This is a genomic window from Streptomyces sp. STAM6 (assembly GCF_054963715.1).
The window spans coordinates 62,469-88,491 of the sequence record NZ_JBUEFZ010000022.1; the positions used below are offsets into that span (position 1 = coordinate 62,469).

At 73.8% G+C, this 26,023-nt stretch carries 21 protein-coding genes and 1 pseudogene; 13 read left to right on the forward strand and 9 right to left on the reverse strand.

All coding sequences use genetic code 11. The features are described from left to right. Nucleotides 1–41 precede the first annotated feature (41 nt). Complete coding sequence (locus ACY34K_RS23300; RefSeq protein ID WP_462750201.1) at nt 42–2,930, reverse strand: NACHT domain-containing protein; 2,889 nt, start codon at nt 2,928–2,930, stop codon at nt 42–44. 119 nt (nt 2,931–3,049) lie between these two features. Between ACY34K_RS23300 and ACY34K_RS23305 the strand changes: the two genes are divergently transcribed. Continuing rightward, a complete protein-coding gene (locus ACY34K_RS23305; RefSeq protein WP_462750203.1) occupies nt 3,050–3,259 on the forward strand; it encodes a hypothetical protein in 210 nt (69 codons plus the stop codon). Between the two features lie 3 nt (nt 3,260–3,262). Here ACY34K_RS23305 and ACY34K_RS23310 read toward each other — a convergent pair. Next, nucleotides 3,263–3,760: pseudogene (locus tag ACY34K_RS23310) on the reverse strand (M24 family metallopeptidase); the annotation flags it as partial. A gap of 315 nt (nt 3,761–4,075) precedes the next feature. Here ACY34K_RS23310 and ACY34K_RS23315 point away from each other — a divergent pair. The 10 genes from ACY34K_RS23315 to ACY34K_RS23360 all read left to right on the forward strand — a co-directional run bounded on the left by ACY34K_RS23315 (nt 4,076) and on the right by ACY34K_RS23360 (nt 15,818). Then, a complete protein-coding gene (locus ACY34K_RS23315) occupies nt 4,076–4,282 on the forward strand; it encodes a winged helix-turn-helix transcriptional regulator (RefSeq protein WP_462750205.1) in 207 nt (68 codons plus the stop codon). A 103-nt stretch (nt 4,283–4,385) separates the two neighbouring features. After that, nucleotides 4,386–6,032: a hypothetical protein gene (locus tag ACY34K_RS23320; RefSeq protein WP_462750207.1), complete on the forward strand. Its 1,647-nt coding sequence runs from the start codon at nt 4,386–4,388 to the stop codon at nt 6,030–6,032. A 170-nt stretch (nt 6,033–6,202) separates the two neighbouring features. Beyond that, on the forward strand, nt 6,203–7,045 hold the full coding sequence (locus ACY34K_RS23325; protein ID WP_462750209.1) for a nitrilase-related carbon-nitrogen hydrolase: 843 nt from the start codon (nt 6,203–6,205) through the stop codon (nt 7,043–7,045). After that, nucleotides 7,042–8,325, forward strand: a complete 1,284-nt coding sequence (locus tag ACY34K_RS23330) for an aspartate aminotransferase family protein (RefSeq protein ID WP_462750211.1) — start codon at nt 7,042–7,044, stop codon at nt 8,323–8,325. Before ACY34K_RS23325 ends, ACY34K_RS23330 begins: the two co-directional genes overlap by 4 nt. Nucleotides 8,326–8,341: 16 nt before the next feature. After that, a complete protein-coding gene (hydA, locus tag ACY34K_RS23335) occupies nt 8,342–9,745 on the forward strand; it encodes a dihydropyrimidinase (RefSeq protein ID WP_462750213.1) in 1,404 nt (467 codons plus the stop codon). A gap of 11 nt (nt 9,746–9,756) precedes the next feature. Then, the gene (locus tag ACY34K_RS23340; RefSeq protein ID WP_462750215.1) at nt 9,757–10,764 is read left to right on the forward strand and encodes a TIGR03842 family LLM class F420-dependent oxidoreductase; all 1,008 of its coding nucleotides are present in this window, start codon (nt 9,757–9,759) and stop codon (nt 10,762–10,764) included. Nucleotides 10,765–11,150: 386 nt separating this feature from the next. Beyond that, nucleotides 11,151–12,944: a gamma-glutamyltransferase family protein gene (locus ACY34K_RS23345; protein ID WP_462750217.1), complete on the forward strand. Its 1,794-nt coding sequence runs from the start codon at nt 11,151–11,153 to the stop codon at nt 12,942–12,944. 41 nt (nt 12,945–12,985) lie between these two features. Next, entirely contained in the window at nt 12,986–13,810 is an 825-nt protein-coding gene (locus ACY34K_RS23350; RefSeq protein ID WP_462750218.1) for an inositol monophosphatase family protein, read from the forward strand. An 83-nt stretch (nt 13,811–13,893) separates the two neighbouring features. Further along, entirely contained in the window at nt 13,894–15,315 is a 1,422-nt protein-coding gene (locus ACY34K_RS23355; protein ID WP_462750220.1) for a phytoene desaturase family protein, read from the forward strand. Beyond that, nucleotides 15,312–15,818, forward strand: coding sequence for an O-acetyl-ADP-ribose deacetylase (locus ACY34K_RS23360; RefSeq protein ID WP_462750222.1), 507 nt, complete (start codon nt 15,312–15,314; stop codon nt 15,816–15,818). The genes ACY34K_RS23355 and ACY34K_RS23360 overlap by 4 nt, the downstream gene beginning before the upstream one ends. A 4-nt stretch (nt 15,819–15,822) precedes the next feature. On the opposite strand, the gene bla is transcribed toward ACY34K_RS23360, so the two are convergent. Next, nucleotides 15,823–16,836 carry a class A beta-lactamase gene (bla, locus tag ACY34K_RS23365; protein ID WP_462750224.1) on the reverse strand — a complete coding sequence of 338 codons (1,014 nt, stop codon included), beginning with the start codon at nt 16,834–16,836 and terminating at the stop codon, nt 15,823–15,825. 113 nt (nt 16,837–16,949) lie between these two features. On the opposite strand from bla, the gene ACY34K_RS23370 reads away from it, so the two are divergent. Further along, nucleotides 16,950–17,852, forward strand: a complete 903-nt coding sequence (locus tag ACY34K_RS23370) for a LysR family transcriptional regulator (protein WP_462750226.1) — start codon at nt 16,950–16,952, stop codon at nt 17,850–17,852. Continuing rightward, complete coding sequence (locus tag ACY34K_RS23375) at nt 17,849–18,751, forward strand: serine hydrolase (RefSeq protein WP_462750228.1); 903 nt, start codon at nt 17,849–17,851, stop codon at nt 18,749–18,751. The genes ACY34K_RS23370 and ACY34K_RS23375 overlap by 4 nt, the downstream gene beginning before the upstream one ends. Nucleotides 18,752–18,780: 29 nt before the next feature. Here ACY34K_RS23375 and ACY34K_RS23380 read toward each other — a convergent pair whose 3' ends face one another. The 6 genes from ACY34K_RS23380 to ACY34K_RS23405 are packed head-to-tail and all read right to left on the reverse strand — an operon-like array spanning nt 18,781 to nt 26,023. Continuing rightward, nucleotides 18,781–19,242 carry a hypothetical protein gene (locus ACY34K_RS23380; RefSeq protein ID WP_462750230.1) on the reverse strand — a complete coding sequence of 154 codons (462 nt, stop codon included), beginning with the start codon at nt 19,240–19,242 and terminating at the stop codon, nt 18,781–18,783. Beyond that, nucleotides 19,229–20,545 carry an Hsp70 family protein gene (locus ACY34K_RS23385; RefSeq protein WP_462750232.1) on the reverse strand — a complete coding sequence of 439 codons (1,317 nt, stop codon included), beginning with the start codon at nt 20,543–20,545 and terminating at the stop codon, nt 19,229–19,231. Before ACY34K_RS23385 ends, ACY34K_RS23380 begins: the two co-directional genes overlap by 14 nt. After that, nucleotides 20,542–22,833, reverse strand: a complete 2,292-nt coding sequence (locus tag ACY34K_RS23390; RefSeq protein WP_462750234.1) for a dynamin family protein — start codon at nt 22,831–22,833, stop codon at nt 20,542–20,544. Before ACY34K_RS23390 ends, ACY34K_RS23385 begins: the two co-directional genes overlap by 4 nt. 6 nt (nt 22,834–22,839) lie before the next feature. Continuing rightward, a complete protein-coding gene (locus tag ACY34K_RS23395; protein WP_462750236.1) occupies nt 22,840–23,481 on the reverse strand; it encodes a hypothetical protein in 642 nt (213 codons plus the stop codon). Next, the gene (locus ACY34K_RS23400) at nt 23,478–24,308 is read right to left on the reverse strand and encodes a C39 family peptidase (protein WP_462750238.1); all 831 of its coding nucleotides are present in this window, start codon (nt 24,306–24,308) and stop codon (nt 23,478–23,480) included. Before ACY34K_RS23400 ends, ACY34K_RS23395 begins: the two co-directional genes overlap by 4 nt. Continuing rightward, the gene (locus tag ACY34K_RS23405) at nt 24,299–26,023 is read right to left on the reverse strand and encodes a dynamin family protein (protein ID WP_462750240.1); all 1,725 of its coding nucleotides are present in this window, start codon (nt 26,021–26,023) and stop codon (nt 24,299–24,301) included. The genes ACY34K_RS23400 and ACY34K_RS23405 overlap by 10 nt, the downstream gene beginning before the upstream one ends.

Here is a 26,023-nt window from a genome sequence, read left to right on the forward strand (position 1 = left end):
GCGCCCCCTCCGGCCCGGGCGGACGGCCCGGGCCGGAGGGGTCAGAGGGCCGCGCGGGGGCGGGGAAAGAGCGTGACGCGGTCGGGCGGGAAGCCTTCCAGGCCGGTGACGTGCCCCGCGCCGTGGATGTGGAGGCTCATGTCCTTCATGGCTTGGAGCGGGGTGATGTCCGGCGACCAGCCCCCGATGCAGCTGAGCCGCAGAGTGCGGACGTGGGGGAAGCGGTCCGGCAGCAGATCCAGACGTACGTCGGAGCGTTCGCCTCTCAGCTCCAGCGTCGCGACGTGGGGCATCCGCGGGGCGAGGGCCAGGTCGGTGTCCCGTGTATGCAGCTCCGTCAGCTGGGGCAGAGCGGCCAGCTCGTCCCACTCCACGGCGTCCAGCGGATGGTTCACCACGACCTCCCGCAGATTCTCCCACCGGGTGATCCCGGTGAGGGACGCCTCGATCTGCGAGCCCAGCCAGAGACTGCTCAACTCCGGGGGAGCGGGCAGGTCCCGGAGCGTTCGCCACGGCAGGGTCGTGAAGAGCTTCAGACGGGTCAGGCCGGGGAGGTCCCGCAGCCCGTCGAAAGAGAATCCCGCAGGCTGGTCGCCCAGCAGAAGATCGGGCAGGGGCAGTCCGGCCAGGTCGTCGAGCCCGTCGAGCCGTATGCACCGGCGCAGGGCGAGCCGGCGCAGTGCGGACAGGTCGCGGACAAAGCGCAATCCCGTCAGCGCGTGGCCCTCGGAGATGCCCAGCGATTCGGTGTGCTCGGGCGAGAGCTGCTCGGCGACCTGCTCGTCGGTCAGCGGGAGGTGGAACACCACCCGCTTGAGGGGCCTCAGCAGAGCCAGGGCGTGAACCTGCGCACCGTTGACAACCTCGACAGTGACTTCCCCACGCAGCGGCGCCAGCACCTCGCGGGCGTATTCGGCCGCCCCGAAGGCCAGCCAGCCCAGGGCCAGTTCCACACCCACCTGCGGGCCCGCGGCAGGTCCGAATCGCTTGAGGAAGGCGAACGCCGCATCGCCCCCGATGCCGACGGCCGTCCGCACGACGGCCGCCATCTCGTCCTCTTGGAGGCCTTGCGTGTCGCGCGGCAGGAGGTCCAGGACCCCGGGCCCCAGCGCGGCGAGCTCGTCCGCCTCCTGGGGGCTGCGCGGCGGCATGAACGCGGCCGCCCGCCGCGTGACCAGCGCCCGCGCCTCGGGGCTGACCTCCGTCGCGTACGACAGGCTCGCCGCGGCCAGGAGGTGGAGCCGCGCGCGGTGCTCCTTCTCCTCGTCGCCGCGTTCGACCAGTTTCCGCAGCAGGTCCGCCCGTTCGACCGGGCGGGCGTGGGCGATCGCCATACGCACGACGTCCTCCCACTGGCTGTCGTGGGCGTGCCGCACCAGTAGCGGGAAGTCGAGCGCTTCCACGGCCGCCTTGGCGCCGAGATAGTCCTGGAAGGTTCGGTGGACGAAGTCGACGGTGTCGGCGGTCGGTCTGCGCAGCAGCCCGCTGCGGCCCACCAGATGGGTCAGCACTTCTTCCGCGCCGCCCTGCCGGGTGACGACCGGCATGGACCGCAGGGTGTCCTCCAGCAGTCGCACCGCCGTCGCACGGGTCATCTCGGTCTGCTGGTTGCGGATCAGCCAGTACGCCAGCTGTTGCAGCAGGTGCATGCTCTGGTGCTCGCTCAGCTGGATGCCCTCCGGCACCATGATGTCCCGTTCCCGGTCGCGGCGGACCAGCAGCATGGACAGGGCCGCTTCGTACAGCTCCATGCGGCTGTGCGGCAGGTGGCCGCGACGCTCGCGGTGCAGGGCGCAGATGAGCGCGCACATCAGGGGTGTCGTGGACAGCTGGGCGATGTCCCGCTCCGCCCGGACCGTCAGGCGCAGGGCCTCCTCCAGTCCGTCGAGGTGGGCCCGCTCGGCGTCGCTCGTGCAGCCGTGCCGTGCCGCCGTGTGCCATCGGCTCACGAACAGCCCGGTGTCGGCGGCGCCCATGGGGCGTACGGTCAGTTCGGTGAAGCTGAGCGGGGCGGACGCCAGCCAGCCCTCCGGCACGGCCGAGGGGCGGGTGGTGACGACGAAGGTGACGTCACGGTAGGCGGACAGCAGTCCCCGCAGCCACTCCCGCGTCGCGTGGCGCTGCTCCTGCGGCACCTCGTCCACACCGTCGACGAGGATGAGCGCCTGGCCCCGGGAGAGCAGGTCGTCGGCCCAGCCGGCCGGCTCGGCGGCTGCCAGCGGTGAGCCCACGGCGGCGAGGAACTCGTGTGCCCGGGGGAGCGGTCCACGCCGTACGAGGGTGCGCAGAGGGAGGACGAAGGGAATCCTGCCCTGCCAGTCGGCCAGTTCGGCGGGCAGCCGGTCACGGGCCGCCGACACGGCCAGCCACTGCAGCAGGGTCGTCTTGCCGCTGCCGGCCAGCCCCTTGAGCAGGATGCGCCGGCGGCCGGCGATCGCGTACTCGGCCCGGCACAGGGTCTGCGTCCGGTGCGGCACATCCTCCCCACCGCGCCAGCCCTCGCGTTGTTCGGCCAGTTCGAGACTGAGGTAGGCGGCGTCCAGCGGCCACACGGCGCGCCCGGGCCGGCTCAGGTCCAGCCCCACGACGGTCAGCTGGGCATGCCGCTCGGCCACGTAGTCCAGGTACCGTTCGGTGAAGTGCGACGGGGGTGAGGCGCGGCGGGAGGGAGGGACATCGCCGCCGCGTTCCTCGGGGGCCGCCTCGCGGCGGAGTGCCAGCAGGGGCTCGGGGTCCGCGCGCAGGGCCTTCGCCAGCGCGAGCACGGTCGCCTCGGACGGGAGGGCCCGCCCGTTCAGCGCCTGGCTGACGGTGGTGCGGCCCAGTCCCGACCGCTGTTGCAGCCCGGCCATCTGCAGGCCCCGTCGTAGCCGTAACGCACGCAGCCGTGCGGCGAGTGCCGCTCCCGGGCCGTCGACCGCTTCCCCCATGCCGGGCGCACCCCTTTCGCAGACCGTTCCCGTTCATCTTCGTTCGCTCCGAACGCCGCTGAACGTGAAAGTCCCGAAATTGGCGGTGAACCGATTCACGCCGTCAAGGGGGAGACACCATGAACCCGTCCACGCTCCGTCTCGTAGTCGTCTGCCTGGTCCTCGCGGTCGACACGCTTTTCTGCGTGCTGGTCGCGGCGGTGACGGGACTGCTGGCCAGGCGCGGCGGCGCGTGTCCGGCGAACGCGCTGCTGCGTGCCGGGACCGCCTTCGCCGGCACGGTCACCCTGTCCCTGGCCGTCGCCGCGTTCCTGTTCTCCGCGCTGTGAGGGTCACAGGGCCGTCAGCACGCGGGGCCCGTCGTGGGTGATGGCGATCGTGTGTTCCGTGTGGGCCGCGCGGCTGCCGTCGGTGGTGCGGACCGTCCAGCCGTCGCGGACGGTGCAGTGGTCGTCGCCGCCGGCGGTGACCCTCGGCTCGATCGCCGGCACCATGCCGTGGGGCAGGGGCATGCCGCGGCCCGCCGGCCCTCGTTGGGGACGCCCGGGCCCTCGTGCATCGTGCGGCCCACGCCGTGACCGCCGAAGCCGTCCGGGATGCCGTACCCCGCGGCGCGGCAGACGCGGCCGACCGCATGGGCGTTGTCGCCGATGCGGTTGCCCACGACGGCCGCCCCGATGCCCGCCTCCAGGGGCCTCGTACGCCGTGTCGATCAGCCGGGTGTCCTGCGGCCGGGCCCGGCCGACGGTGAAGCTGATCGCCGAGTCGCCCACCCAGCCGTCCAGAACCGCGCCGCAGTCGACGCTCACCAGGTCGCCTTCCCACAGCCGCGGTCGCGAGACCGGCGAGCCCGATGTGCCCGGAGCCCTCCGGCGCCCGGCCCACCGCGGTCCGGTAGCCCCCCGTGCGCCGGCCCTCCGCGTGCTGGTCCAGCGGCGGGACCATCGTCAGTCAACGGTGCTGGGCCGGCGTCGGCCGGATGGGAGAGCGGCTGGACCCCGGCATGTTCGACGCCCCCGGCTGCGCCGACGGCGCTCAGCCGTTCCGCGTGGGGGACAGGTGGTCCGGGGTGGTGCTGCGCTGCCTGGAGGGCGGCCCGCGCCGCTTCGGGGAACCGCGTCCCGCCGCACTGGATCACACCCGAAGTGCTCACCGAGACGCTCCGCGCCATGGAGCGCGACGGCTTCCTCACCAGGACCGTCCACGACGAGAACCCGCCGCGGGTCGCGTACGAACTGACGGCGCTCGGGCGCTCCCCGATCGGGCCCATGGACGTGGCCCGCGACGGGTCCCGGAGGGACGGCGGACTGATCACCCAGGCACGCGACGTCTACGACGGCTCACACCCGTGAAGTCCCGGAGTGCAAACTTCCCGTAGCCGTGCCGTAACACATATGGGGTCCAATGCCTGCGGACGGACCGGAAGGTTCCAGTCGATCGCAGGCAGGGGCGGACATGACGGAGCATCAACTCCCGTCGGACATCTCGGCACTCGCGCACTACCTGAGGGGGCTGACAGGGCTGCTCGACGAAGGGGGCGGCTGGTACGGCGTCTTCCGCCGGCGCGACCCCGACGGCATGCGGGCCTGCCTGGACGGTACGGAGATCCCGCCCTGGGATGTCGTCGAGGCGCTGCTCCAGGACCTCGCCGCCGTGCGCGGGGCCGAGGCCGACGCGTCGGAGACCCGGCGCGCGCGGGAGCTCCACGCGGCTGCGGCCGCCGTCCACGACCGGCTTCCCGGCGGACGGGCCGCCTTGCACGCGCGACTGGAACTGATGCTGCGGGAGCAGGCCCGCACGGCGCGCCACGGCGAGGAGCTGGTGACCCGCCTGAGCGCGGTCCCGGAAGGCACCGCGGAGGCGGAACGGCTCGCCCACGACCTGGCCTGGCTGCGCGACGACCACGCCCGCGCGTCGGCCCGCATCACCGAACTGCGCGCCCGGCTGGCCGCCCTCCCGCTGGAGCCACCGGCCGCCCCGCCCGACGACTGGTTCCGCCGGGCCGATGCCGCGCCGCCCGGGCCGGCGCCGGCCGCTCCCACGGCGGCAGGGCCGGTGCCACGCGTCCCGGCAGCGGCGGCGTCCGCGCAGACCGCCTCGCCGGACGTTTCCGCGTGGGGCGCCCCGGACGCCGCTCGGCCGGCGGACGGCACCGGCGGGGTCCCCGCGCCGGGCGCCCCGGCGTCGGCCGCTCCCGCGCCAGGTGCCCCCGCACAGGGCGTATCCGGGCCGCCCGACGCCGCGCCGCCCGCCCCCGCTCCCGGACCGGCCCCCGCACCGGCCCCGGCCCCCGCACGCGCGAGGTGGGGCCGGGGTGCCGCCGGGAACAGGAAGCAGCGGCCCCGGGGTGCGAGGTACGCATGGGTCGAGGGAGAGGACGAGCCGACCGCCGTGCCGGAACTCCCGGTCACCGGCGCCGTACCACGAGGCGCGCGCTTCGGCGGCGCGGCCACCGAGGAGGCCCCGCACCCGCACGACCCCCGGCGGGGAGACGAGGACCCCGGTCACCCGCACGACCCGGTGGACCCGGCGGACCCCTGGTCGGCCGGCGACGGCGGCGGGTCCCGGGAGCCCGCGGCCCGTGATGCCGCCGCCCGCGATGCCGTCACGACCCTCCTCGCCCTGCGCGCCGAGGGGCGCGGGGGAGAGGCGCACGCACTGCTCTGTGAGGCCGCCGCCTGGCCCGCGTCCTGGCTGCCGGTGCTCGCCGCCGGACTGGAGCGGGCGGGCCTCGCCCCCGACTGGGCCACCCTTCTCTGGGAGGCGGCCTCCCTGCCGTCCGAGTCGCTGGCCGACCTCGCCGGCGCGCTCACCCTGGCCGGGCGGGAAGGGGACGCCCGGCAGCTGCTGCGGCAGGGCGTCGCACGGCCCCCGGACGAGACCGCGGCCGCGGTGCTGGCGCTGGACGACGGCGACCCGAGGGCGTGGGCGCTGATCGAGGCGTACGCCGGTTCCCGCACCGCCGAGGACGCGGCCCGGCTGGCCGCGCACGCCCCGCACCGGCTGGTGCCCCCGCTGCTGGCGGCCGCTCGTGCGGTGTCGCCGGCCCGGGAGCGCGACGTCGTGCACGCCCTGCGGGTGGCGGGGCTGGTGAGTGCCTGAGTCGACACTGAAAAATGACCGGTGTCGACCAGTCGGGTACGAAACGTGATCGACTCCGGTGGTTGACGGCGGCGGTCTTGCTCAGGGATGTGACGAGGCTTACGTTCTCCATCTACGCACCCGGTCTACGTGCGTAGAGGCTCTCTGACGCCGCGCCGAAGGAGCAGCTCATGTCCCACATCGTCCGCGCCGCACTCGTCCAGGCGACCTGGACCGGCGACACCGACTCCATGATCGCCAAGCATGAGGAGCACGCCCGGGAGGCCGCCCGGCAGGGTGCCAAGGTCATCGGCTTCCAAGAGGTCTTCAACGCCCCGTACTTCTGTCAGGTCCAGGAGCCGGAGCACTACCGCTGGGCCGAGCCCGTACCCGACGGCCCCACCGTCCGCCGGATGCAGGACCTCGCCCGTGAGACCGGCATGGTGATCGTCGTACCGGTCTTCGAGATCGAGGACGCCGGCTTCTACTACAACACCGCCGCGGTGATCGATGCCGACGGTTCGTACCTCGGCAAGTACCGCAAGCACCACATCCCGCAGGTCAAGGGCTTCTGGGAGAAGTACTACTTCAAGCCCGGAAACCTCGGCTGGCCGGTCTTCGACACCGCCGTCGGGCGGGTCGGCGTCTACATCTGCTACGACCGCCACTTCCCCGAGGGCTGGCGCCAACTCGGCCTCAACGGCGCCCAGCTCGTCTACAACCCCTCCGCCACCCACCGCGGCCTCTCCTCCCACCTCTGGCAGCTGGAGCAGCCCGCCGCCGCCGTCGCCAACGAGTACTTCGTCGCCGCCATCAATCGCGTCGGCCGGGAGGAGTACGGCGACAACGACTTCTACGGCACCAGCTACTTCGTCGACCCGCGCGGCCAGTTCGTCGGCGACCTCGCGTCCGACAAGGAGGAGGAACTGGTCGTCCGTGACCTCGACCTCCGCCTCATCGACGACGTACGCCGGCAGTGGGCGTTCTACCGCGACCGCCGGCCCGACGCGTACGAGGGGCTGGTACAGCCGTGAACAGCGACCTCCTCAAGCGCCACAAGGCCGTCCTCCCCGACTGGCTCTCCCTCTACTACCAGGACCCCCTCGAGATCACCCACGGCGAGGGCCGCCACGTCTGGGACGCCGACGGCAAGCGCTACCTCGACTTCTTCGGCGGCATCCTCACCACCATGACCGCCCACGCCCTGCCCGAGGTCACCGCGGCCGTCAGCGAGCAGGCCGCGCGGCTCATCCACTCGTCCACGCTCTACCTCAACCGGCCCATGATCGACCTCGCGGAGCGGATCGCGGCCCTCTCCGGCATCCCCGACGCCCGGGTCTTCTTCACCACCTCGGGGACGGAGGCCAACGACACCGCCCTGCTCCTCGCCACCGCCCACCGCCGCACCAATCAGATCCTGGCGATGCGCAACAGCTACCACGGCCGGTCCTTCTCGGCGATCTCCGTCACCGGAAACCGCGCCTGGTCACCGACCAGCCTCTCCCCGCTGCAGACGCTGTACGTGCACGGCGGCGTCCGCACCCGCGGCCCCTACGCGCGCCTGAGCGACGAGCCGTTCATCGAGGCGTGCGTCGCCGACCTGGAGGACCTGATCGGCCACACCGGCGACGTCGCCGCGCTGATCGCCGAACCGATCCAGGGCGTCGGCGGCTTCACCTCACCGCCCGACGGGCTGTACGCCGCGTTCCGCGACGTCCTGCGCCGCCACGGCATCCTGTGGATCAGCGACGAGGTGCAGACCGGCTGGGGCCGCACCGGTGAGCACTTCTGGGGCTGGCAGGCCCACGACCGCAACGGCCCGCCCGACATCCTCACCTTCGCCAAGGGCATCGGCAACGGCATGTCGATCGGCGGCGTCGTCGCCCGTGCCGAGGTCATGAACTCCCTGGACGCCAACTCCATCTCCACGTTCGGCGGCTCGCCGATCACCATGGCGGCGGGCCTGGCGAACCTCTCGTACCTGCTGGAACACGATCTGCAGGGCAACGCACGGCGCGTCGGCGGGCTCCTCCTGGAACGGCTCCGCGCCGCCGCGGCCACCGTCGACTTCGTCCGTGAGGTCCGCGGTCGCGGACTGATGATCGGCCTCGAAATCGTCGCCCCCGGTACCGACGACCCCGACCCGCGCGCCCTCGGGGCCGTCCTCGAAGCGGCCCGCGAGGGCGGTCTGCTCGTCGGCAGGGGCGGCGGCCACCGCACCAGCGTCCTGCGCATCGCCCCGCCGCTCTCGCTGACCGTCGCCGAGGCCGAGGAGGGCGCCTCCGTCCTCGAACGAGCCCTGCGCTCCATCTAGCCGAAGGAGCCGCACCATGACCACCCGTACCCTGATCCGCGGCGGACTCGTCATCACCGCCGCCGACGAGACCCATGCCGACGTACTGATCGAGGACGGCCGGATCGCCGCCGTCGCCGCCCACGGCACGACCGCCGCCGAGGCCTGGACCGCCGACCGCACCATCGACGCGACCGGCAAGTACGTCATCCCGGGCGGCGTCGACGCCCACACCCACATGGAACTGCCGTTCGGCGGCACCTTCGCCTCCGACGACTTCGAGAGCGGCACCCGCGCCGCCGCCTGGGGCGGCACCACCACCATCGTCGACTTCGCCGTCCAGTCCGTCGGCCACTCCCTCCGGGAGGGCCTGGACGCCTGGCACGCCAAGGCGGACACCAAGTGCGCCGTCGACTACGCCTTCCACATGATCCTCTCCGACGTCAACGAGTCCTCGCTCAAGGAGATGGACCTGCTCGTCGAGGAGGGCGTCACCTCCTTCAAGCTCTTCATGGCCTACCCCGGCGTCTTCTACAGCGACGACGGGCAGATCCTGCGCGCCATGCAGCGCTCGTCGGCCAACGGCGGGCTGATCATGATGCACGCCGAGAACGGCATCGCCATCGACGTCCTCGTCGAGCAGGCGCTGGCCCGTGGCGAGACCGACCCCCGCTACCACGGGGAGGTCCGCAAGGTCCTCCTGGAGGCCGAGGCCACCCACCGCGCCATCCAGCTCGCCCGGGTGGCCGGCGCACCGCTGTACGTGGTGCACGTCTCCGCCGAGGAGGCCGTCGCCGAACTCGCCGCCGCCCGCGACAAGGGCCTCAACGTCTTCGGCGAGACCTGCCCCCAGTACCTCTTCCTGTCCACCGACAACCTCGCCGAGCCGGGTTTCGAAGGCGCCAAGTACGTCTGCAGCACACCACTGCGGCCCCGCGAGCACCAGGCGGCCCTCTGGCGGGGACTGCGCACCAACGACCTCCAGGTCGTCTCCACCGACCACTGCCCCTTCTGCTTCGTCGGCCAGAAGGAGCTCGGCCGGGGCGACTTCTCCAAGATCCCCAACGGGCTGCCGGGCGTGGAGAACCGGATGGACCTGCTCCACCAGGCCGTCGTCGACGGCCACATCAGCCGCCGCCGCTGGATCGAGATCGCCTGCACCACCCCGGCCCGCATGTTCGGCCTCCACCCCAAGAAAGGCACCCTCGCGCCCGGCGCCGACGCCGACGTCGTCATCTACGACCCGCACGCGCACCAGACCCTCTCGGTCCGTACACACCACATGAACGTCGACTACTCGGCGTACGAGGGCAGGACCGTCACCGGACAGGTCGAGACGGTCCTCTCGCGCGGCGAGGTCGTCCTCGACCGGCGGACGTGGACCGGCCGCGCCGGACACGGCGTGTACGTCCCGCGCTCCACCTGTCAGTACCTGAACTAGGAGGCCCCGGCATGGACTTCGGACTCGTCCTGCAGACCGACCCGCCCGCCTCGGCGGTCGTCGGCCTGATGCGGCGCGCCGAGCGCAACGGGTTCCGCTACGGCTGGACCTTCGACTCCGCCGTGCTCTGGCAGGAGCCGTTCGTCATCTACAGCCAGATCCTGGAACACACCCAGAAACTCACCGTCGGCCCCATGGTCACCAACCCCGGGACCCGGACCTGGGAGGTCACCGCCTCCACCTTCGCCACGCTCAACGACATGTTCGGCAACCGGACCGTGTGCGGCATCGGCCGCGGGGACTCCGCGATGCGGGTCGCGGGCCGCAAACCCAACACCCTCGCACGGCTGGGCGAGGCGATCGGCGTCATCCGCGACCTGGCCGAGGGCCGGGAGGCGGAGGTCGACGGACAGCCACTGCGCCTGCCGTGGGTCCGGGACGGCAGGCTGCCCGTGTGGATGGCCGCCTACGGGCCGAAGGCCCTCGCCCTGGCCGGACAGAAGGCGGACGGCTTCATCCTCCAGCTCGCCGACCCGTTCCTCACCGAGTGGATGGTGAAGGCGGTGCGGACGGCGGCCACGGAGGCGGGCCGCGACCCGGCGGAGATCACCGTCTGCGTGGCCGCGCCGGCGTACGTCGGGGACGACCTGGACCACGCCCGCGAGCAGTGCCGGTGGTTCGGCGGCATGGTCGGCAACCACGTGGCCGATCTGGTGAGCCGGTACGGCGAGCACTCGGGTCTGGTGCCCGAGGCCCTCACGGCGTACATCAAGGCCCGCCAGGGCTACGACTACAGCCACCACGGCCGCGCCGGGAACCCGTCAACCGACTTCGTGCCCGACGAGATCGTGGACCGCTTCTGCCTGCTGGGGCCGCCCGCCGCTCACATCGAGAAGCTGAAGGCGCTCCGTGACCTGGGCGTCGACCAGTTCGCGGTGTACAACATGCACGACGCGAAGGAGGCGACGATCGACGCGTACGGCTCCGCGGTCATCCCCGCGCTGAACTCCCAGGACTGAACTCCCAGGACTGAACTCCCAGGACTGAACTCCCAGGACTGAACTCCCAGGACTGAGCTTTCCTGGCTGCTCCCGCACCGGATCCCCGCGCCCGCCGCATCAGCCGGGCACGCCGGATCCGCGACCGGCACCGTCTCCGCCGGCAGCCGGTTCGCGCCGGAATCCGGCGACGGGCGCCGTTTCGCCGCGGAGAGGGCCCGGCGGTCGGCGCCGCCCGCACTCCGCGCCGGGAAGGCCCCGTCCCCCGAGGGGCTGCGGCCGCTCGCCGACCGCGGCCGGGCGCCCCGGCCGGTGGCGTCCCGGGCGCGGTACACGGCGCCGACGGCCCCGGCGTCGGGCCGGCCGGCTGACCCCACGAAGGGACAGCCGAGGCGTAGCATCCGCCCATGTTCACCACCCGGCCCACCCTCCGGGGCACCTTCGGCATGGTGTCCAGCACCCACTGGCTCGCCTCCCAGTCCGCCATGGCCGTTCTGGAGGACGGCGGCAACGCCTTCGACGCGGCCGTCGCCGCAGGTTTCGTGCTGCACGTCGTGGAGCCCCACCTCAACGGCCCGGCCGGCGAGGTGCCGGTGCTGCTCGCGCCCGCCGGCGGGCCCGTGCGGGTGCTGTGCGGACAGGGGCCGGCACCCGCGGGCGCGACCACCGGCCACTACCGCTCCCTCGGCCTGGAGCTGGTCCCCGGTACAGGGCCCCTCGCCGCCGCCGTGCCCGGTGCCTTCGACGCCTGGATGCTGCTCCTGCGCGACCACGGCACCAAAACCCTGTCCCAGGTACTGCGTTACGCCGTCGCGTACGCCGAGGACGGCCACCCGCCCGTGGCACGGGTCGGTGAGACCGTCGAGACGGTACGGGGACTCTTCGAGACCGAGTGGACCACCTCCGGCGAGGTGTACCTGGTGGACGGGAAGGCCCCCGCCCCCGGTGAACCGTTCCGCAACCCCGCACTCGCGCGGACCTGGCGCAGGCTGACCGCCGAGGCCGTCGCGGCCGCCGGCGCCGACCGTACCGGGCAGATCGAGGAGGCCCGCCGCATCTGGCGCACCGGGTTCGTCGCCGAGGCGCTGGTGCGCCAGTCCGGCCGCCCCACCATGGACTCCAGCGGCAGCCGCCACACCGGCACCCTGACCGCCGCCGACCTGGCCGGCTGGTCCGCGACGTACGAGGACCCGGTCACCCACGACCACAACGGCTGGACCCTGTGCAAGGCCGGCGGCTGGAGCCAGGGGCCCGTCCTCCTCCAGCAACTCGCCCTCCTGCCCGACGATGTGCCGCCCCACGGCTCCGCCGACTACGTCCACCTCCTCGTCGAGGGCTGCAAACTGGCCATGGCCGACCGTGAGGCCTGGTACGGAGACGCGGCAGCCGTCCCCCTGGACACCCTGTTGTCCGCCGCCTACAACGCCGGACGGCGGGCCCTGATCGGCGCCAAGGCCTCGTACGAACTGCGGCCCGGCAGCCCCGGCGGGCGCACACCGGTCCTCAGCTCCCATGCGGTCGCCGTCGCCGCGGGAGCGCCCCGCCTCGCCGGAGCCGGCGGTTCGTTCGCCGCGGGCACCGGCGAGCCGACCGTCGGCGGCGACGGTGCCACCCGCGGCGACACCTGCCACCTCGACATCGTCGACCGCTGGGGCAACATGGTCGCGGCCACCCCCAGCGGAGGCTGGCTGCAGTCCAATCCCGTGGTCCCCGAGCTGGGCTTCCCGCTCGGCACCAGGCTCCAGATGGCCTGGCTCGACCCGGGCCTCCCGAACTCGCTGACCCCGGGCCGCCGCCCCCGCACGACGCTCAGCCCCACCCTGGCCCTGCGCGACGGTGTGCCGGTCATGGCGTTCGGCACCCCCGGCGGCGACCAGCAGGACCAGTGGCAGCTGCACTTCTGGCTGGCCGTCACCCACGGCGGACTGGACCTCCAGGCCGCGATCGACGCGCCGAACTGGCACACCGAGAGCTTCCCCGGCTCCTTCCATCCCCGCGGCATGCGCCCCGGCGCCGTCACCGTCGAGTCGCGCACGGACCCGGACGTCGTCGAGGAACTGCGCCGCCGCGGCCACGATGTCACCGTGGGCCCGCCCTGGTCCGAGGGGCGGCTCTGCGCGGTCGCCCGTGACCCGCGGACCGGGGTCCTGTCTGCGGCGGCGAACCCGCGCGGAATGCAGGGTTACGCGGTCGGACGCTGACCCGCCGCCCCGCTGTCAGCGGGCCGTGGTTAGCTGGACGCATGATCGAAGACTTTCTCGACGGTTCCCTGTCCGAGGTCGAGGAGGCGGTGCGCGCGGCGGCCGCCGCCGAGATCATGCCGCGCTGGCGACAGCTGGCCGCGCACGAGATCGTCGAGAAGAAGGGCCCGCACGACCTGGTGACGGTGGCAGACCGGTCGGCCGAGGCACACCTCACCGCCTCCCTCACCGCGCTGCTGCCCGGCTCCGTCGTGGTCGGCGAGGAGGCCGTGCACGCCGACCCGGCGGTGTACGACGCGCTGCGCGAGGACGCGCCCGTGTGGATCGTCGACCCGGTCGACGGCACCTGGCACTTCAGCCACGGCGATCCCGGGTTCTGCACGCTCGTCGCGCTCGCCCGGCACGGTGTGGTGTACGCGTCGTGGACGTTCGCCCCCGCCCGGGACGAGATGGCCGTCGCGCTGCGCGGCGGCGGGGCACGGGTGAACGGCGGGGCGATACGGGCGGGCTCGCCCGCGCCGGGCGCCCCCCTGCGGGTCGCCACGTCCCACCCCGACTACACCACGCCCGAACAGAAGGCAGCGCTCCTCGGCCTGAACACCGACGGCGTCCGGCCCCACCCCTGCGGGGCGGCGGGCCTGGAATACCTCGCCGTGGCCCGGGGCGAACTGGACGCGGTCGCGTTCTCCTGGGAATACGCCTGGGACCATGCGGCGGGCCTGCTGCTGGTGGAGGAGGCCGGAGGCGCGCACACCACGCTCGCCGGCACACCCTTCAGCGTCACCGGGGGCAATGAACTCCCCTTCACCGCCGCCCGCGACGCCGCCACGGCCGAGCGGATACGCGGCCTGCTGCGCCCGCAGTGACCGGCCGCCCACCCGGTCACCACACCCGGTCCCGCCCGAATATCCTGGTTTCCCTGGCCACCGCCCGACGAAGGAGTCCGAAGGTGCCGTCGATGCTCGATGCAGTCGTGGTGGGGGCGGGGCCCAACGGGCTGACCGCCGCCGCGGAACTGGCCCGCAGGGGCTTCTCCGTCGCCGTCTTCGAGGCCCTCGACACCGTCGGGGGCGGTGCCAGGACCGAGGAGCTCACCCTCCCCGGCTTCCGCCACGACCCCTGCTCCGCCGTGCACCCCCTCGGCGTCGGCTCGCCCGCGTTCAAGGCCATGCCCCTCGACCGTTACGGGCTGGAGTGGCTGCACCCCGAGCTGCCGATGGCCCACCCCTTCGACGACGGCACCGCGGCCGTCCTCTCCCGGTCCGTCTCCGAGACCGCCGCCTCCTTCGGCCCCCGGGACGCGGGCGCGTACCGCAGGCTCGTCGAGCCCTACCTCGGCAAGTGGGACACCCTCGCCCGTGACTTCATGTCACTGCCGCTCACCGCGCTGCCCCGCGACCCCGTCACCCTCGCCCGCTTCGGCATCGCCGGACTGCCCCCGTCCACCTGGCTGATGCGCCGCTTCCGGGACGACCGGGCCCGCGCCCTGTTCGCCGGACTCGTCGCCCATGTCATCGCGCCGCTCGGCGGCGTGGCGACCGGCGCGATCGGGCTCGTCTTCGCCCTCGCCGCGCACGCCGGCGGCTGGCCCCTCCCGCGCGGCGGCTCCCAGTCCCTCTCGGACGCCCTCGCGGCGTACGTGAAGGACCTCGGCGGCACCCTCCACACCTCCTACGAGGTCAAGCGCCTCGACGACCTGCCGCCCGCGCGCGCGTACGTCTTCGACACCTCACCCACCGCACTCGCCCGCATCGCCGGGTTCGGCCGCTTCTACGAGGGGTACCGCTACGGCGCCTCGGTCTACAAGATCGACTACGCCCTGGACGGCCCCGTCCCGTGGACCGCCGAAGCCCCCCGCCGGGCCGGCACCGTACAAGTCGGCCCCGGCAGCCGGGACATCGACACCGCCCTGAAGAACGTCGCGCACGGCACCGCGCCCGACACCCCCTTCCTCATCACCGCCCAGCCCAGCCTGGTCGACCCCGCCCGCGCCCCCGAGGGCAAGCACGTCTTCTGGGCGTACGGCCATGTGCCCCACCGCTGGGAGGGCGACCTGACCGAGGCGATCGAGCGGCAGATCGAGCGCTTCGCACCCGGCTTCCGCGACCTCGTCCTCGCCCGCGCCACCGCCGGACCGCCCGAACTGGCCGCGCGCAACGCCAACTACGTCGGCGGTGACATCGCCTGCGGCGCCGCCAGCGGCCTCCAGCTGATGCTGCGCCCCCGGCTGTCCCTCTTCCCGTACCACACCCCGCACCCCGCGGTGTTCATCTGTTCGTCCGCCACCCCGCCCGGCCCCGGTGTCCACGGCATGTCGGGTCACAACGCCGCCAAGGCGGTCTGGCGCCATCTGCGAAAGAGCCGGCGGTGAACATCACCCTCGTCCTCGGAGACATCACCGAGCAGCACGCCGACGCCATCGTCAACGCCGCGAACTCCTCGCTCCTCGGCGGCGGAGGCGTCGACGGCGCCATCCACCGCCGCGGCGGACCGGAGATCCTCGCCGACTGCCGCGCCCTGCGCGCCTCGAAGCACGGCCGCGGCCTGCCCACCGGCCGGGCCGTCGCCACCACGGCCGGCCGTCTGCACGCCCGGTGGGTGATCCACACCGTGGGCCCGGTCCACTCGGGGAGCGAGGACCGCTCCGGCCTGCTCGCCTCCTGCTACCGCGAATCCCTGCGCGTCGCCGACGAACTGGGGGCACGGACCGTGGCCTTCCCGGCCATCTCGACCGGTGTCTACCGATGGCCGATCGAGGACGCGGCGCGCATCGCCGTGCGGACCGTGCGCGAGGCGGACACGGCCGTGACGGAGGTCCGCTTCGTCCTCTTCGACGAGCCGGCGTACGAGGCGTTCGCAGCGCAGGTGGGCTGAGGAGCTACGACAGCGACTCGGCGACCACGGCCGCCGCCCGCGCGATCAGCCGGTTGTCGTGGTGGTCGCCCGCCTTGCCGCGGTTCGACATGATCGCCACCACGATCGGCGCGGCGCCGCCCCGGGGCCACAGGACCGCGATGTCGTTCCGGGCACCGTAGCCACTGCCCGTGCCGGTCTTGTCGCCGACCACCCAGCCCTTGGGCACCCCCGCCCTGATGAGCTCGTCCCCGGTGACGTTGTTCCGCAGCCACGTCGTGAGCTGGTCGCGCTCCGCCCTGCCGAGGGCGTCACCGAGGACGAAGGCGCGCAGATCCCGGGCCATCGCCCGCGGAGTGCTCGTGTCCCGCGACTCACCCGGTGCCCAGCGGCTCAGCTCCGGCTCCCGACGGTCCATCCGGATCACATCGTCACCGAGGTCCCGCAGGGCGGATTCGAGCCCCTTCGGCCCGCCGAGCGCGTCGAACAGCAGGTTCGCCGCGGTGTTGTCACTGAAGCGGACGGCGGCTTCGCACAGCTCGCGCAGGGTCATGCCGGTCTCCACGTGCTTCCCGGTCACCGGAGAGTGGGCGATCAGATCGCTCCTGGAGTACGTGATCACCTTGTTCATGCCGCTCAGGGAGTACTTCCGCAGCACGGCACCGGCGGCGAGCGCCTTGAACGTGGAGGCGTAGGCGAACCGTTCGCCGTCGTTGTGGGCCACCTCCCGTCCGGTGCCGGTGTCGACGGCGTAGACCCCCAGCCGCGCCCCGAACTCCCGCTCCAGCTCCTTCAGCTTCGCGGCGTACGGCTTCGCGGCCGGAGCCGCGCCCGCCACCGACGACGCCGCGGGCACGGACGCCGCGGCGGCCGGAGACGACGGGCCCACCGGGGAAGCCCCCGAAGACCCTTGCCCGCCGCACGCGGTGATCGGGACGAGGGCGAGCGCGGCGAGCGTGCGAGCCAGGCGTTCCCGGCGAGACGGGACTTTCGAAACACGCCCCGGTGCGGCGCGCCGGGCACGGGTCGTCTGCTGCATGGTCCGAACCTCCGATGGGGGATGGCTGTCGGGAACACCCTCACCGCCGCGCCGTCATGCGGTCCAATACGCTTCCGCGCGATTCCATGCCGTTCTGGCATAGGGTGCGGAGTGTGGATCTGGTGGGGGCATGTCGTGCGTTCGTCAGCGTCAGCGAGCGGGGCAGTTTCACCGTCGGCGCGGCCGCCGCCCGGATGTCCCAACCGGTGGCCAGCCGCCGTGTCGCCGCGCTGGAGGAACGTCTCGGCGAGCGGCTGTTCGAGCGCACGTCGCGACGCGCCGTCCTCACCCCCTTCGGCCGGGACATGCTGCCGGTGGCCCGACAGCTCGTACAGGCCGCCGACGTGCTGCTGGACGAGGCGGAGGCCGCCACACGCAAGCCGTGGCGGCTCGCGGTGCCCGGCATCTGCCCGACCGTCGCCCTCGCCCGCCTCGTCGCCGAAGCGCGCGCACACGGCACCACCCTCGACCTCCGTCCCGCCCCACCGGCACGCCGCACGGAGCTCATCCACACACAGCAGGTGCGCGCCGCCCTGCTCGCCGTCCCCGAGGCCGAGGCGACCTGGTCCGTGCCGCTCGGCCTGGCCGGCGCACGCGACCCCGGGGTGAACCGCGTCCACCTGGAGACCCTGCGGGTGGGACGAGCGTCCTCCGGCCCGGCCCGCCGCGTCTGGATCCAGCCCGAGGACGACGTCCCGCACATCCGAGACCCGCTGACGCGGCTGCGCGACGCCGTCGGCCTGCGGCCCGCGCAACTCGTCGTCGCAGCGGAACTGACCACCGCGGCGGCCGAAGTCCTCTGCGGCGACGACCTGTTGCTGTGTTCGGCGGCCCAGGCGGACGAACTGGCCCTCGACTGGCGGCCGGTCGGCGGGATCACGCTCCGCCGCGGCTACGCCCTGGCCGCCTCCGCCGACGGCAACCCCCAGCACATCGAGGCGCGGCTCGGCGCGGCCATCGCCCGCTGCCTCGGCGCCGGCACACCACACGACGACGGGGAAGGAACGGGGAAGTGAGCACCGAGGCACTGCTCCGCGCGATGCGCCGGCAACTGCACGACGGCGGTCTGCACGGCTGCCTGCTCGTACGGGACCTCCACACGGGCGACGAGCTGGGCATCGAGCCGGACACCCAGCTGCCCTCCGCGTCGCTGGTCAAGGTCCCGCTCGCGCTGGCGACGGCGGAGCGCATCCGGCGCGGTGAACTCGACGGCGCCACGACGCTCGACATCCCGCCGGGCCGGATCACCACCCCCGGCCCCACCGGGCTCAGCCGGTTCCGCCACCCCGCGCGGATCGCGATCGACGACCTGCTCTACCTGAGCACCTGTCTGAGCGACGGGGCCGCCGCCGACGCGCTGTTCGACCTCACCCCGCCGGCCCGGGTCGCCGCGATCCTCCACGAGTCCGGCGTCGGCGGCATCACCGTCCGGCACACCCTCCGCGAACTCACCGAGACCCCCGTGGAACGCTTCGACGCCGCCCAGGCGCACCTCGCCCACGCCCTCGCCATCGACGCCGGCACCGGCGGCCGCGGCCACCGCGTACCCCAGCTCGACACCACCCGGGCCAACACCGGCAGCGCACGCGCCTACGCCGATCTGCTCCAGGCGCTCTGGACGCCCTCCGCGATCCACCCCGAAGTCGCCGCCCGGGTACGCGAGCTCATGGCGCACAACGTGATCCGGCACCGGCTCGCCCCGGACTTCAGCTCCGACGCCACCACCTGGTCCTCGAAGACCGGCACCCTGCTCAACCTCCGCCACGAGATCGGGGTCGTCGAGCACTCCGACGGCCAGGCCTTCGCCGTGGCCGTGCTCACCGAGTCGCTCGTTCCGGCGAGCACCCAGCCCGGCGCCGAGGCCCTCATGGCGGACGTCGCCCGCAGACTGCGCGACCACCTCCGGCAGCTCTGAGCGACGGCCGCGGCAGCGGCCCGCGGTGCCTACAGCCGGAACTCCCGGTGGCACCAGGTGAACAGCTCACCCGCCTCCTCCAGCCACCGGTCGGCCATCGTGTGGAACGCCGGCCGGGAGACCGCACAGGCGAGCGGCAGCGTACGGACGCCACTCAGATACGCGGGACGGGCGGCGCCCACGTCGCACACGGTCAGCATCGGAGCCAGCCTCTCGACGTTCCAGGCGTTGGCCGCGGCGGCGGCCAGGGCGATCTGGTCCTCCGCCAGGTAGCGGTCGTCCGTGGCGAGCACGAGCAGCACCTCGTCGCGGACCGTGGTGAACGCCAGAGTGACCTTCCTCCCGGCGCCGGGATGGTCGAACCACACCGTCACCGCGGTCGTGTCCGCCTCGAAGGGCAGGTCGTGCCGTGCCACCCAGCCGCTCACCAGACGCTGCCACTGGCCGGACAGCGCGGGCCCCTCGGGCGGGAAAACGTCAGGTCCGTCCACGTCGTACCGCCTCCAGCACCATACGGCCGGTCAGCCCGGCGTCCAGCAGCGCCCGCACACCGGCGGGGAACGTACGCACCGGACGCGGGCCCGGAGCCGTGTCGGGAAGGGCCGGGGGCGCGGCCACCCGGGCGGGGACCACGCCCCGGGCGAGCAGGGCCGCCCCCGTGGCCACGGCGAGTTCCGGCTCGGACACCGCCATCACCGGACGCCCGGACCGGGCGGACAGCAACTCACCGACCATGGGAAGCCGGGAGCTGCCGCCCACCGGGACGATCAGATCGAGGTCCGCCCATCCCAGGCCGTGGCCCCGCAGCACCCGCTCGCACTCGTCGACCGTGTCCGACAGCAGGGGACGGACGGCCTCGCGCAGTTCCTCCTGGGTGAGGGTGACCTCCACCGGCGGATCGAGCATGGTGAGCAGATCCGTGTGCACCGACGACACGGACAACTGCTGCTTGAACGCGGTGCACGCCTCGGCCAGCTGCGTCCTGCGGCGCAGCACGTCCGCCGCGCCGTCTCCGGCGCCGTCGCCGGGGGCCCGCAGGCGCTCGAGGGCGGTCGCGGGACAGCGGTCCCGGATCAGACCGAGGACCGCCCGGTCGACGGACAGCCCGCCGACATGGGGCAGCCCGCCGGGGGAGCCGAGGACGGTCGGGCTGCGGCCGTCCCCCGTGCCCCGGGCGATCGCCAGGTCGAACGTGCCGCCGCCCAGGTCGTACACCAGGATGGTGCGCTCCCGGTCCATTCCGTGGTCGTGCAGGGCGTAGACCGCGGCGGCCACCGGCTCGGTGTGCACCTCGACGGTCTCCGGCCGCAGGCCCGCCGCGGCGGCCGCTTCCCGCATGAGTCCCCGCCGGGCCCCTTCCCACGTCACCGGCACGGTGATGGCCACCCGGTCCGGTTCCGCGGCGACGGCACGGCGGGCCTGCTCCACCAGGAAGCCCAGGACCCGCGCGGTCAGCTCCTCACTGCGGAACCGGCGTTCGCCGAGCCGGTGCGCGAACGGCTCGCCGAACTCGCGCTTGAACTCGTCGCGGAACCGCTCGGGGCGGCGCAGGCGCGAGCTCTGGGCGGCCTGCCCCACCACCGTCGACCCGTCGGGCAGCAGACACACGGCACTGCGTACCGATGTCGCCCCGTGGGCGCTGACGGGGTCGCGCACCGGCATCGGCGGATGGCCCGGGCGGAGCACCACCAGGGCCGAGGACCAGGTGCCGAAGTCGATGCCGTAGACCAGGCCGCGGGCCGCGGTACCGCCGGCCGCGCCCCCGGCCGGTCCGTCGGTCGTGTCACCGGTCACGGGGCGTCGAACTGGTCGGGGTCGAAGGACGAGCCGATCGCCGGGGGCAGGCCGGCGTCGGCACCGGGCGGCTCGGACAGGAGGTCCGGCGCGGTGACGTCGCCCGGCAGCCCTTCGGCGGCGGTGGTGCCGGGGCCTGGCAGGGCGGCTCCCTGGCCGGGCAGGGCGGTCGCCGGGCCGGCCGGGGCGTCAGGGCCGAGCCCGTCGAGTGCGGCATCCAGGACGAGGTCCGCAACGATCTCACCGGCCACCGCGGCCGCCGTGGCGCCCGCCATGGCCGCGGCCGTGGACGACGCGCCGTGCGGACGGGGCGCGGCGTGCGGGGTGTGTGCGGTGTGCGGCCCGGGCGCGGCGTGCTCGGCCCCACCGCCGGGGCCGTGCGCTCCCGGCGGCGCCTGCCGGGACACCGGCCGCGCGGCCAGCCGGTCCACGCGGTCACGCAGCCGGTCGAGCTCCCCCCGCAGTCCGCGGTAACGCTCCTGGCGGGCCAGCAGTTCGCCGCGCCGGCGCGCCTGGACCTCCCTGGTCTGCCGGCTCGCCTCCTGGAGCCTGCGGCCCGACTCGGCGAGGGACTCCTGCTGGGCCGCGAGCTGCGCGTTGAGCTCCTTGACGAGGGACTGGGCGATGTCCCCGTACGCCTGCTGGAAGGATTCCGAGGCATGCCGCCGGTTGGCGGCGATCTCCTGGCAGACCAGCTGGAGCAGCCGCGCGTCGCGCTCGCGTTCGGCCCGCTCGCGCAGGTCCTGCCGATGGTGGCGAACGCCCTGGACCAGGCCCATGATGCCCAGTCCGGCCGCCACGAACATGCCGCTGAACGGCTCGAGAATGGCGACCCCGGCTCCCGCGCCGAGACCGGCCGCCCCGGTGGACCACCCCGCCCGCAACTGGTCGAAGACACGGGCGGGCCGGACGTTGAGCGGCACGGTCGGGACCGTGATGCGGGGGCTGAACGGCGGGTGGGGCGCCTCGGGCGAGGCGAGCGGGAGACTGGTCTGCCGGGCGAAGTCCTCCATGATCCGCACCGCCACCCCGGCCAGCCGGTCGTGGGCCTCGGTCAGAGCGGCGTGCATGCCGGAGGCGACCTCGCCGATCAGCTCGTCCGAGCCCGGGTCGACCCCGGCGGACGCCTTCTCCTGGTAGCGCCGCAGTACCGAGTCGAACGCGTCCTGCAGCCCGGAGCGGGCCTGCCGGGTGTCGACCTCGAAGCGCCGGGCCAGCTCGGTGCGCCAGCTCGCCCCGCCGGAACCCAACCGGGCGAGGTGCGCGGTGGTCTCCTCGACCTGGCCGCGGATCCGCCGCAGCGACTCGCCGGACTCCAGCGCGGCCAGCTCGTTGACCAGCGGCGATCCCGCCGTCGCCACGGCGTCGCCCAGCCTGTCCAGCGCTCGCCGCAGCTGGACGGCGCAGCTCGTGGTGGCGAGTCCCTCCCACAGCTCGCGCTCCAGCTCCGGGAACCCCGAGGCGGCGAGCAGCCGGTCGTCGTCGCGGTCGCGGAGCCACTTCGTCTTGCGGAAGGAGGACACGGGCACCACGACCAGATCGTCGGCCGGCCTGCCGGTGCGCGCGGCGACCTTCTCACGGATGCCCGCGACCACCGGACCGGCGTCCCGCACCTTGTCGGTCTTGGTGACGGCGGTGACGACCACCTCGCACTTCTCCAGTGCCTCGGCCAGGAAGTCCAGTTCGTACGTGGTGGGCGGTTCGATCGCGTCGCAGACGAAGACCAGCCCGTCGGCGCGCTCCAGGAAGGCGCGGGTGGCGGCGGTGTGATCGCCGTTGAAGCTGCCGACGCCCGGGGTGTCGACGACCACCAGCCCCCCTTCCAGCTGCGGCACCGGGGCGTGGATCTCGACCAGCCGGACGTTCCTGCGGTTGCCGGGGTTGCCCTGCTCGGTGACGTACGCGGGCAGCTCCCCGAGCGACAGCTCCAGCCGCCGCGTCGACTCACCGCCGCTCCGGGCCGCTTCGCCTCCCCGGTCCGTGTCCGCGAGGTGCACCACGGCACGCTCCTCGGCGCCCCAGGCCAGTGTGGACACCACGCAGGTGGCCACGTCGACGTCGACCGGGAACAGCCCGAGCCGCTCCACCAGCGCGTTGAGCAGTGACGACTTGCCGCGCTTGTACTCGCCGAACACCACCACGTGGCTGGTGCCGGCTTCCAGTCGGTCCACGGACCGCGCGAGCAGTTCCCGCTGCAGAGGGCCGAGTTCGTCGCCGAGCTCGGCGAGGACTCTCGGATGGGCGGCCAGCACTTCGCCGCGCAGGCGGCTGATGGCGTTGTCCCGCATGGTGGTTCACCCTTCCTCGGACGGCCGGTGGCCGGTCAGGTACTGCCGGGAGAAGTGCGGCGCGAGCCGCCGGTAGGAGGGGACGAGGCAGGGCTCCAGCAGCCGTCCCAGCAGCTTCCGGAACTCCTCCGTCGTCGCCGTGCCGGGCTGGCGCCCCAGCGAGAACGCGGCGAAGAGTTCGTCGTACAGCCCGAACAGACGGCCGCGCAGCGCGCGGTAGCCGGAGTCCGACAGCCCCTCCACGGCCGGGTGGGGGAAGCGGCCGACGGGCTGGGCCCACTCCCGCCGGGAGCGGTGCGGCTCCTTGAAACGCAGGTCCGTGTACTCGACGAGACGCCCCGTGGACCAGTCGAGGGTGGCCGTGGCGAACGGCGGGAACAGGTCCGCACCGCCGGCCGGGTCGGGACGCAGGACGAACAGCGGCAGCCGGGCGAACACCCGCGGCCGGCCGTCCTGGAGCACCACGATCGGCACGGGCCAGCCGACGCCGCACTCCATGGGCACGAGCTCCCGGAAGGTCCGCGAGCGGCGCAGTGCCTTGACGAGGTCCTCGCAGCGGGTACGCCCGGGGCCGGTGCGGACCGTTCCGTGACCGGTGCCGGCCGGGTTCCGGCCGGTGCCTTCCACGCCGTGACCGGTGCGGCTCATGGCGCGACCGTCCCCGGCGTCCCGGCCGCCACCAGCAGGTTCCCCGAGTCCTGCCAGGCGCCCATGAACTCGTCCAGCGGGACCGCCAGGCCCTGCCCGTCCGGATGCCCCGAGTCGTTGAGTATCACCATCGGCCGGGCAGGGTCGGTGTGGTCGATCCCGGTGACCCACACCGCGTGGTCGGCGTCCTGGCCCGGAATGCCCGGCACCGCGGCCAGGGGGTGGTCGGCGGGGTCGTGCCCGGGCGTCCAGATCTCACTGGAGTCGACCCCCACGATGGCCGCCCCGCCGCTCGCGACCACCTGTTCCAGCTGTGCCAGTGACGCCCCCTCGACCTGCTGGACCGGAACGCCGTGGTGTTCCAGCAGGTTTCCCACGTCACCGGGCGCCGTCCCGGAACCGTCGAACCAGCCCATGGCCGCCGCCTCCCTCGTGAGCTGCTCCTCGCTGAACTCCTGACCGGTGAGATGACTGAGGACCATGCCCTGCGCGCCGATGGCGCAGGCGTTCTCGCCGGTGTGCTGCCGCCACACCTCCATCGCCGCGCCGGGACTCCCGGTCACGGCCATGGGATCGCTCCGCGCCGGATCGAAGTTCGGCAGGTCGGGCACACCGCCCGGGGCCGGACCGGCGTACGGGGCGTCCGCCCCGGCACCGTCGTACAAAACGGCCACCGCGGCCGGGGCCGACAGGTCGCCCGGCAACGCCCGGCCGGCCGGGTCGACCGTGGACGACGGATCCGAGTGGTCCGTGAGGTCCACCTGGGCGACCGGGTCGAATCCGGCGCCGGAGTCCCCCGGGTCGTACGTCTCCCAGCTCACTGCCACGCCCCTTCCTCGTCCGTCCCGTACGGCTCGTCGCCGTTCCCGTACAGAAGCTCCATGACCCCGCCCACCTCGTCCGCGATCCGTTCGTAGGAGCGCAGCACCGCCCGCGCGACGGTGAGCGTGGGCCGGTCGACGAGCGGGTCGGAGCACAGCCCGGCCCACAGGGCCGCACGGCGGCGGGCCGTCGCCAGCAGCGTCTCGACCGGTGTGCCGGCCGGCAGCCCGAGCCGGGCCGCGCAGCTGGTGCCGTGCTCGCCGGTGACCGCCAGCAGCTGGGACTCCTGTTCCGCCGTCAGATCCAGCCCACCGCCGTAGTACACGCTCAGCGCCGCCAGTTCGGCGGGGCCCGGGTCGGTGACCTGGAGCCGCTCCAGCAGGGTGGCCACCCGGTCCGCCGCCGCGGGCACCGGCCGCCCGGAGAGCCGCGCCGCGGTCCGCAGCCGGGCCACCTCGCCCGCGATCTCGCGCCGGCCGTGGTCCAGCTTGATCAGCCCGGCCCGGTTGCCGAAGTGCCGCAGCACGAGCTCCCGCAGCGCCGGCACGCCGCTGCGCTCCAACAGGATCCGGCGGACCTCGTCCTCGCCGAGGCCCTCCCGCAGACCGCCGCACGCGAGGAAGACCCCCCACGCGCCCATGCGGTCGACCAGGCCCGCCCGGACCGCCGCCGGGACCGGCAGCCCGGGGTGCTCGTGGGCGCAGAACAGCCCCACGTCCTCCATGAGGTCCGCGAGCCGCCGCGGCCCCACCTTCGCCAGTTCCGACAGGGGCCCGAACGCCTCCGAAGGCATCCGCCGGGCGGCGATGCCGAGCAGACCGGCGACGGGCACGACCGTCCGGAACACCCGGCGCACGGCGGGCCGCCGGGCGTACGCCTCGGCGATGCGGCGGGCCGTCGCCATCGGGTCGTAGTGCAAGGGGTCGGCCGGCATCCCGTCCGGACCGGTCTCGCCCACGGGAGGCCAGTACTGGTCACTGCGGGAGAGGACCCCGAACGCCTTCAGCGGGCTGACGACCGAGCCGTACACCCCGGCGAAGCTGTCGACGGCCTGCTGGTCGGCCCGGCCCACACCACGGCTGAAGACGAAGACGACGGCGTCGGCCCGGTCCATCTCGGCCGCGCTGTCGGCGTGCACCGAGCGGGCGTCCCCGCCCAGTTCCGCCAGCACCCGGGCGGCGTCCGCCCGCTCCGCCGGGTCCTCGATGCCCAGGAAGGACAGGGTGTTGTCGGCATCGGTGCCGTGCACACTGCCCAGCCCGGGGGTGTCGATGATCCGGAAGCGGCGCAGCAGCGGGCTGGGCCGGCCCACCTCGACCTTGCGGACGGCCCGCAGCTCCCGCAGGCCCCGCGCGTCGCGCACCGTCAGCCGGGTCAGCGCGTCCGGAGGCCACTCCTCGGCCGGCCGGCCGTCCTTGAAGTGGACCAGCAGCCGTGGCCGGGGCGCGTGGTGGAACTCGGTCACGTTGAAGGTGAGTTCCAGCTGACCGGTCGCACAGACCTCTTCCCCGAGCAGGGCGTTGACCAGGGTCGACTTGCCGCGCTTGATCTGGCCGGCCACCGCCACCCGCATGGGCTGCGCCATGCGGGCCCGGGCGGCGCGCAGGATGACGGGAAGGTCGCCGGCCTCCGGGCCCGCAGGGCCGAGCTCCTCGGCGATCCGGGCCAGCACCCGGCCGTGGTGACCCGCTGCCTCCGTCGGGAGGAGGGTGTCCGTCAT

Bases quoted from the DNA above. Each gene is read 5' to 3' on its own strand.
- ACY34K_RS23350 (WP_462750218.1), top strand. From the start codon at position 12,986: ATGATCGAAGACTTTCTCGACGGTTCCCTGTCCGAGGTCGAGGAGGCG.
- ACY34K_RS23405 (WP_462750240.1), bottom strand. From the start codon at position 26,023: ATGACGGACACCCTCCTCCCGACGGAGGCAGCGGGTCACCACGGCCGG.
- ACY34K_RS23325 (WP_462750209.1), top strand. From the start codon at position 6,203: ATGTCCCACATCGTCCGCGCCGCACTCGTCCAGGCGACCTGGACCGGC.
- ACY34K_RS23345 (WP_462750217.1), top strand. From the start codon at position 11,151: ATGTTCACCACCCGGCCCACCCTCCGGGGCACCTTCGGCATGGTGTCC.
- ACY34K_RS23300 (WP_462750201.1), bottom strand. From the start codon at position 2,930: ATGGGGGAAGCGGTCGACGGCCCGGGAGCGGCACTCGCCGCACGGCTG.
- ACY34K_RS23320 (WP_462750207.1), top strand. From the start codon at position 4,386: ATGACGGAGCATCAACTCCCGTCGGACATCTCGGCACTCGCGCACTAC.
- ACY34K_RS23305 (WP_462750203.1), top strand. From the start codon at position 3,050: ATGAACCCGTCCACGCTCCGTCTCGTAGTCGTCTGCCTGGTCCTCGCG.
- ACY34K_RS23395 (WP_462750236.1), bottom strand. From the start codon at position 23,481: ATGAGCCGCACCGGTCACGGCGTGGAAGGCACCGGCCGGAACCCGGCC.
- ACY34K_RS23340 (WP_462750215.1), top strand. From the start codon at position 9,757: ATGGACTTCGGACTCGTCCTGCAGACCGACCCGCCCGCCTCGGCGGTC.
- hydA (WP_462750213.1), top strand. From the start codon at position 8,342: ATGACCACCCGTACCCTGATCCGCGGCGGACTCGTCATCACCGCCGCC.
- bla (WP_462750224.1), bottom strand. From the start codon at position 16,836: ATGCAGCAGACGACCCGTGCCCGGCGCGCCGCACCGGGGCGTGTTTCG.
- ACY34K_RS23390 (WP_462750234.1), bottom strand. From the start codon at position 22,833: ATGCGGGACAACGCCATCAGCCGCCTGCGCGGCGAAGTGCTGGCCGCC.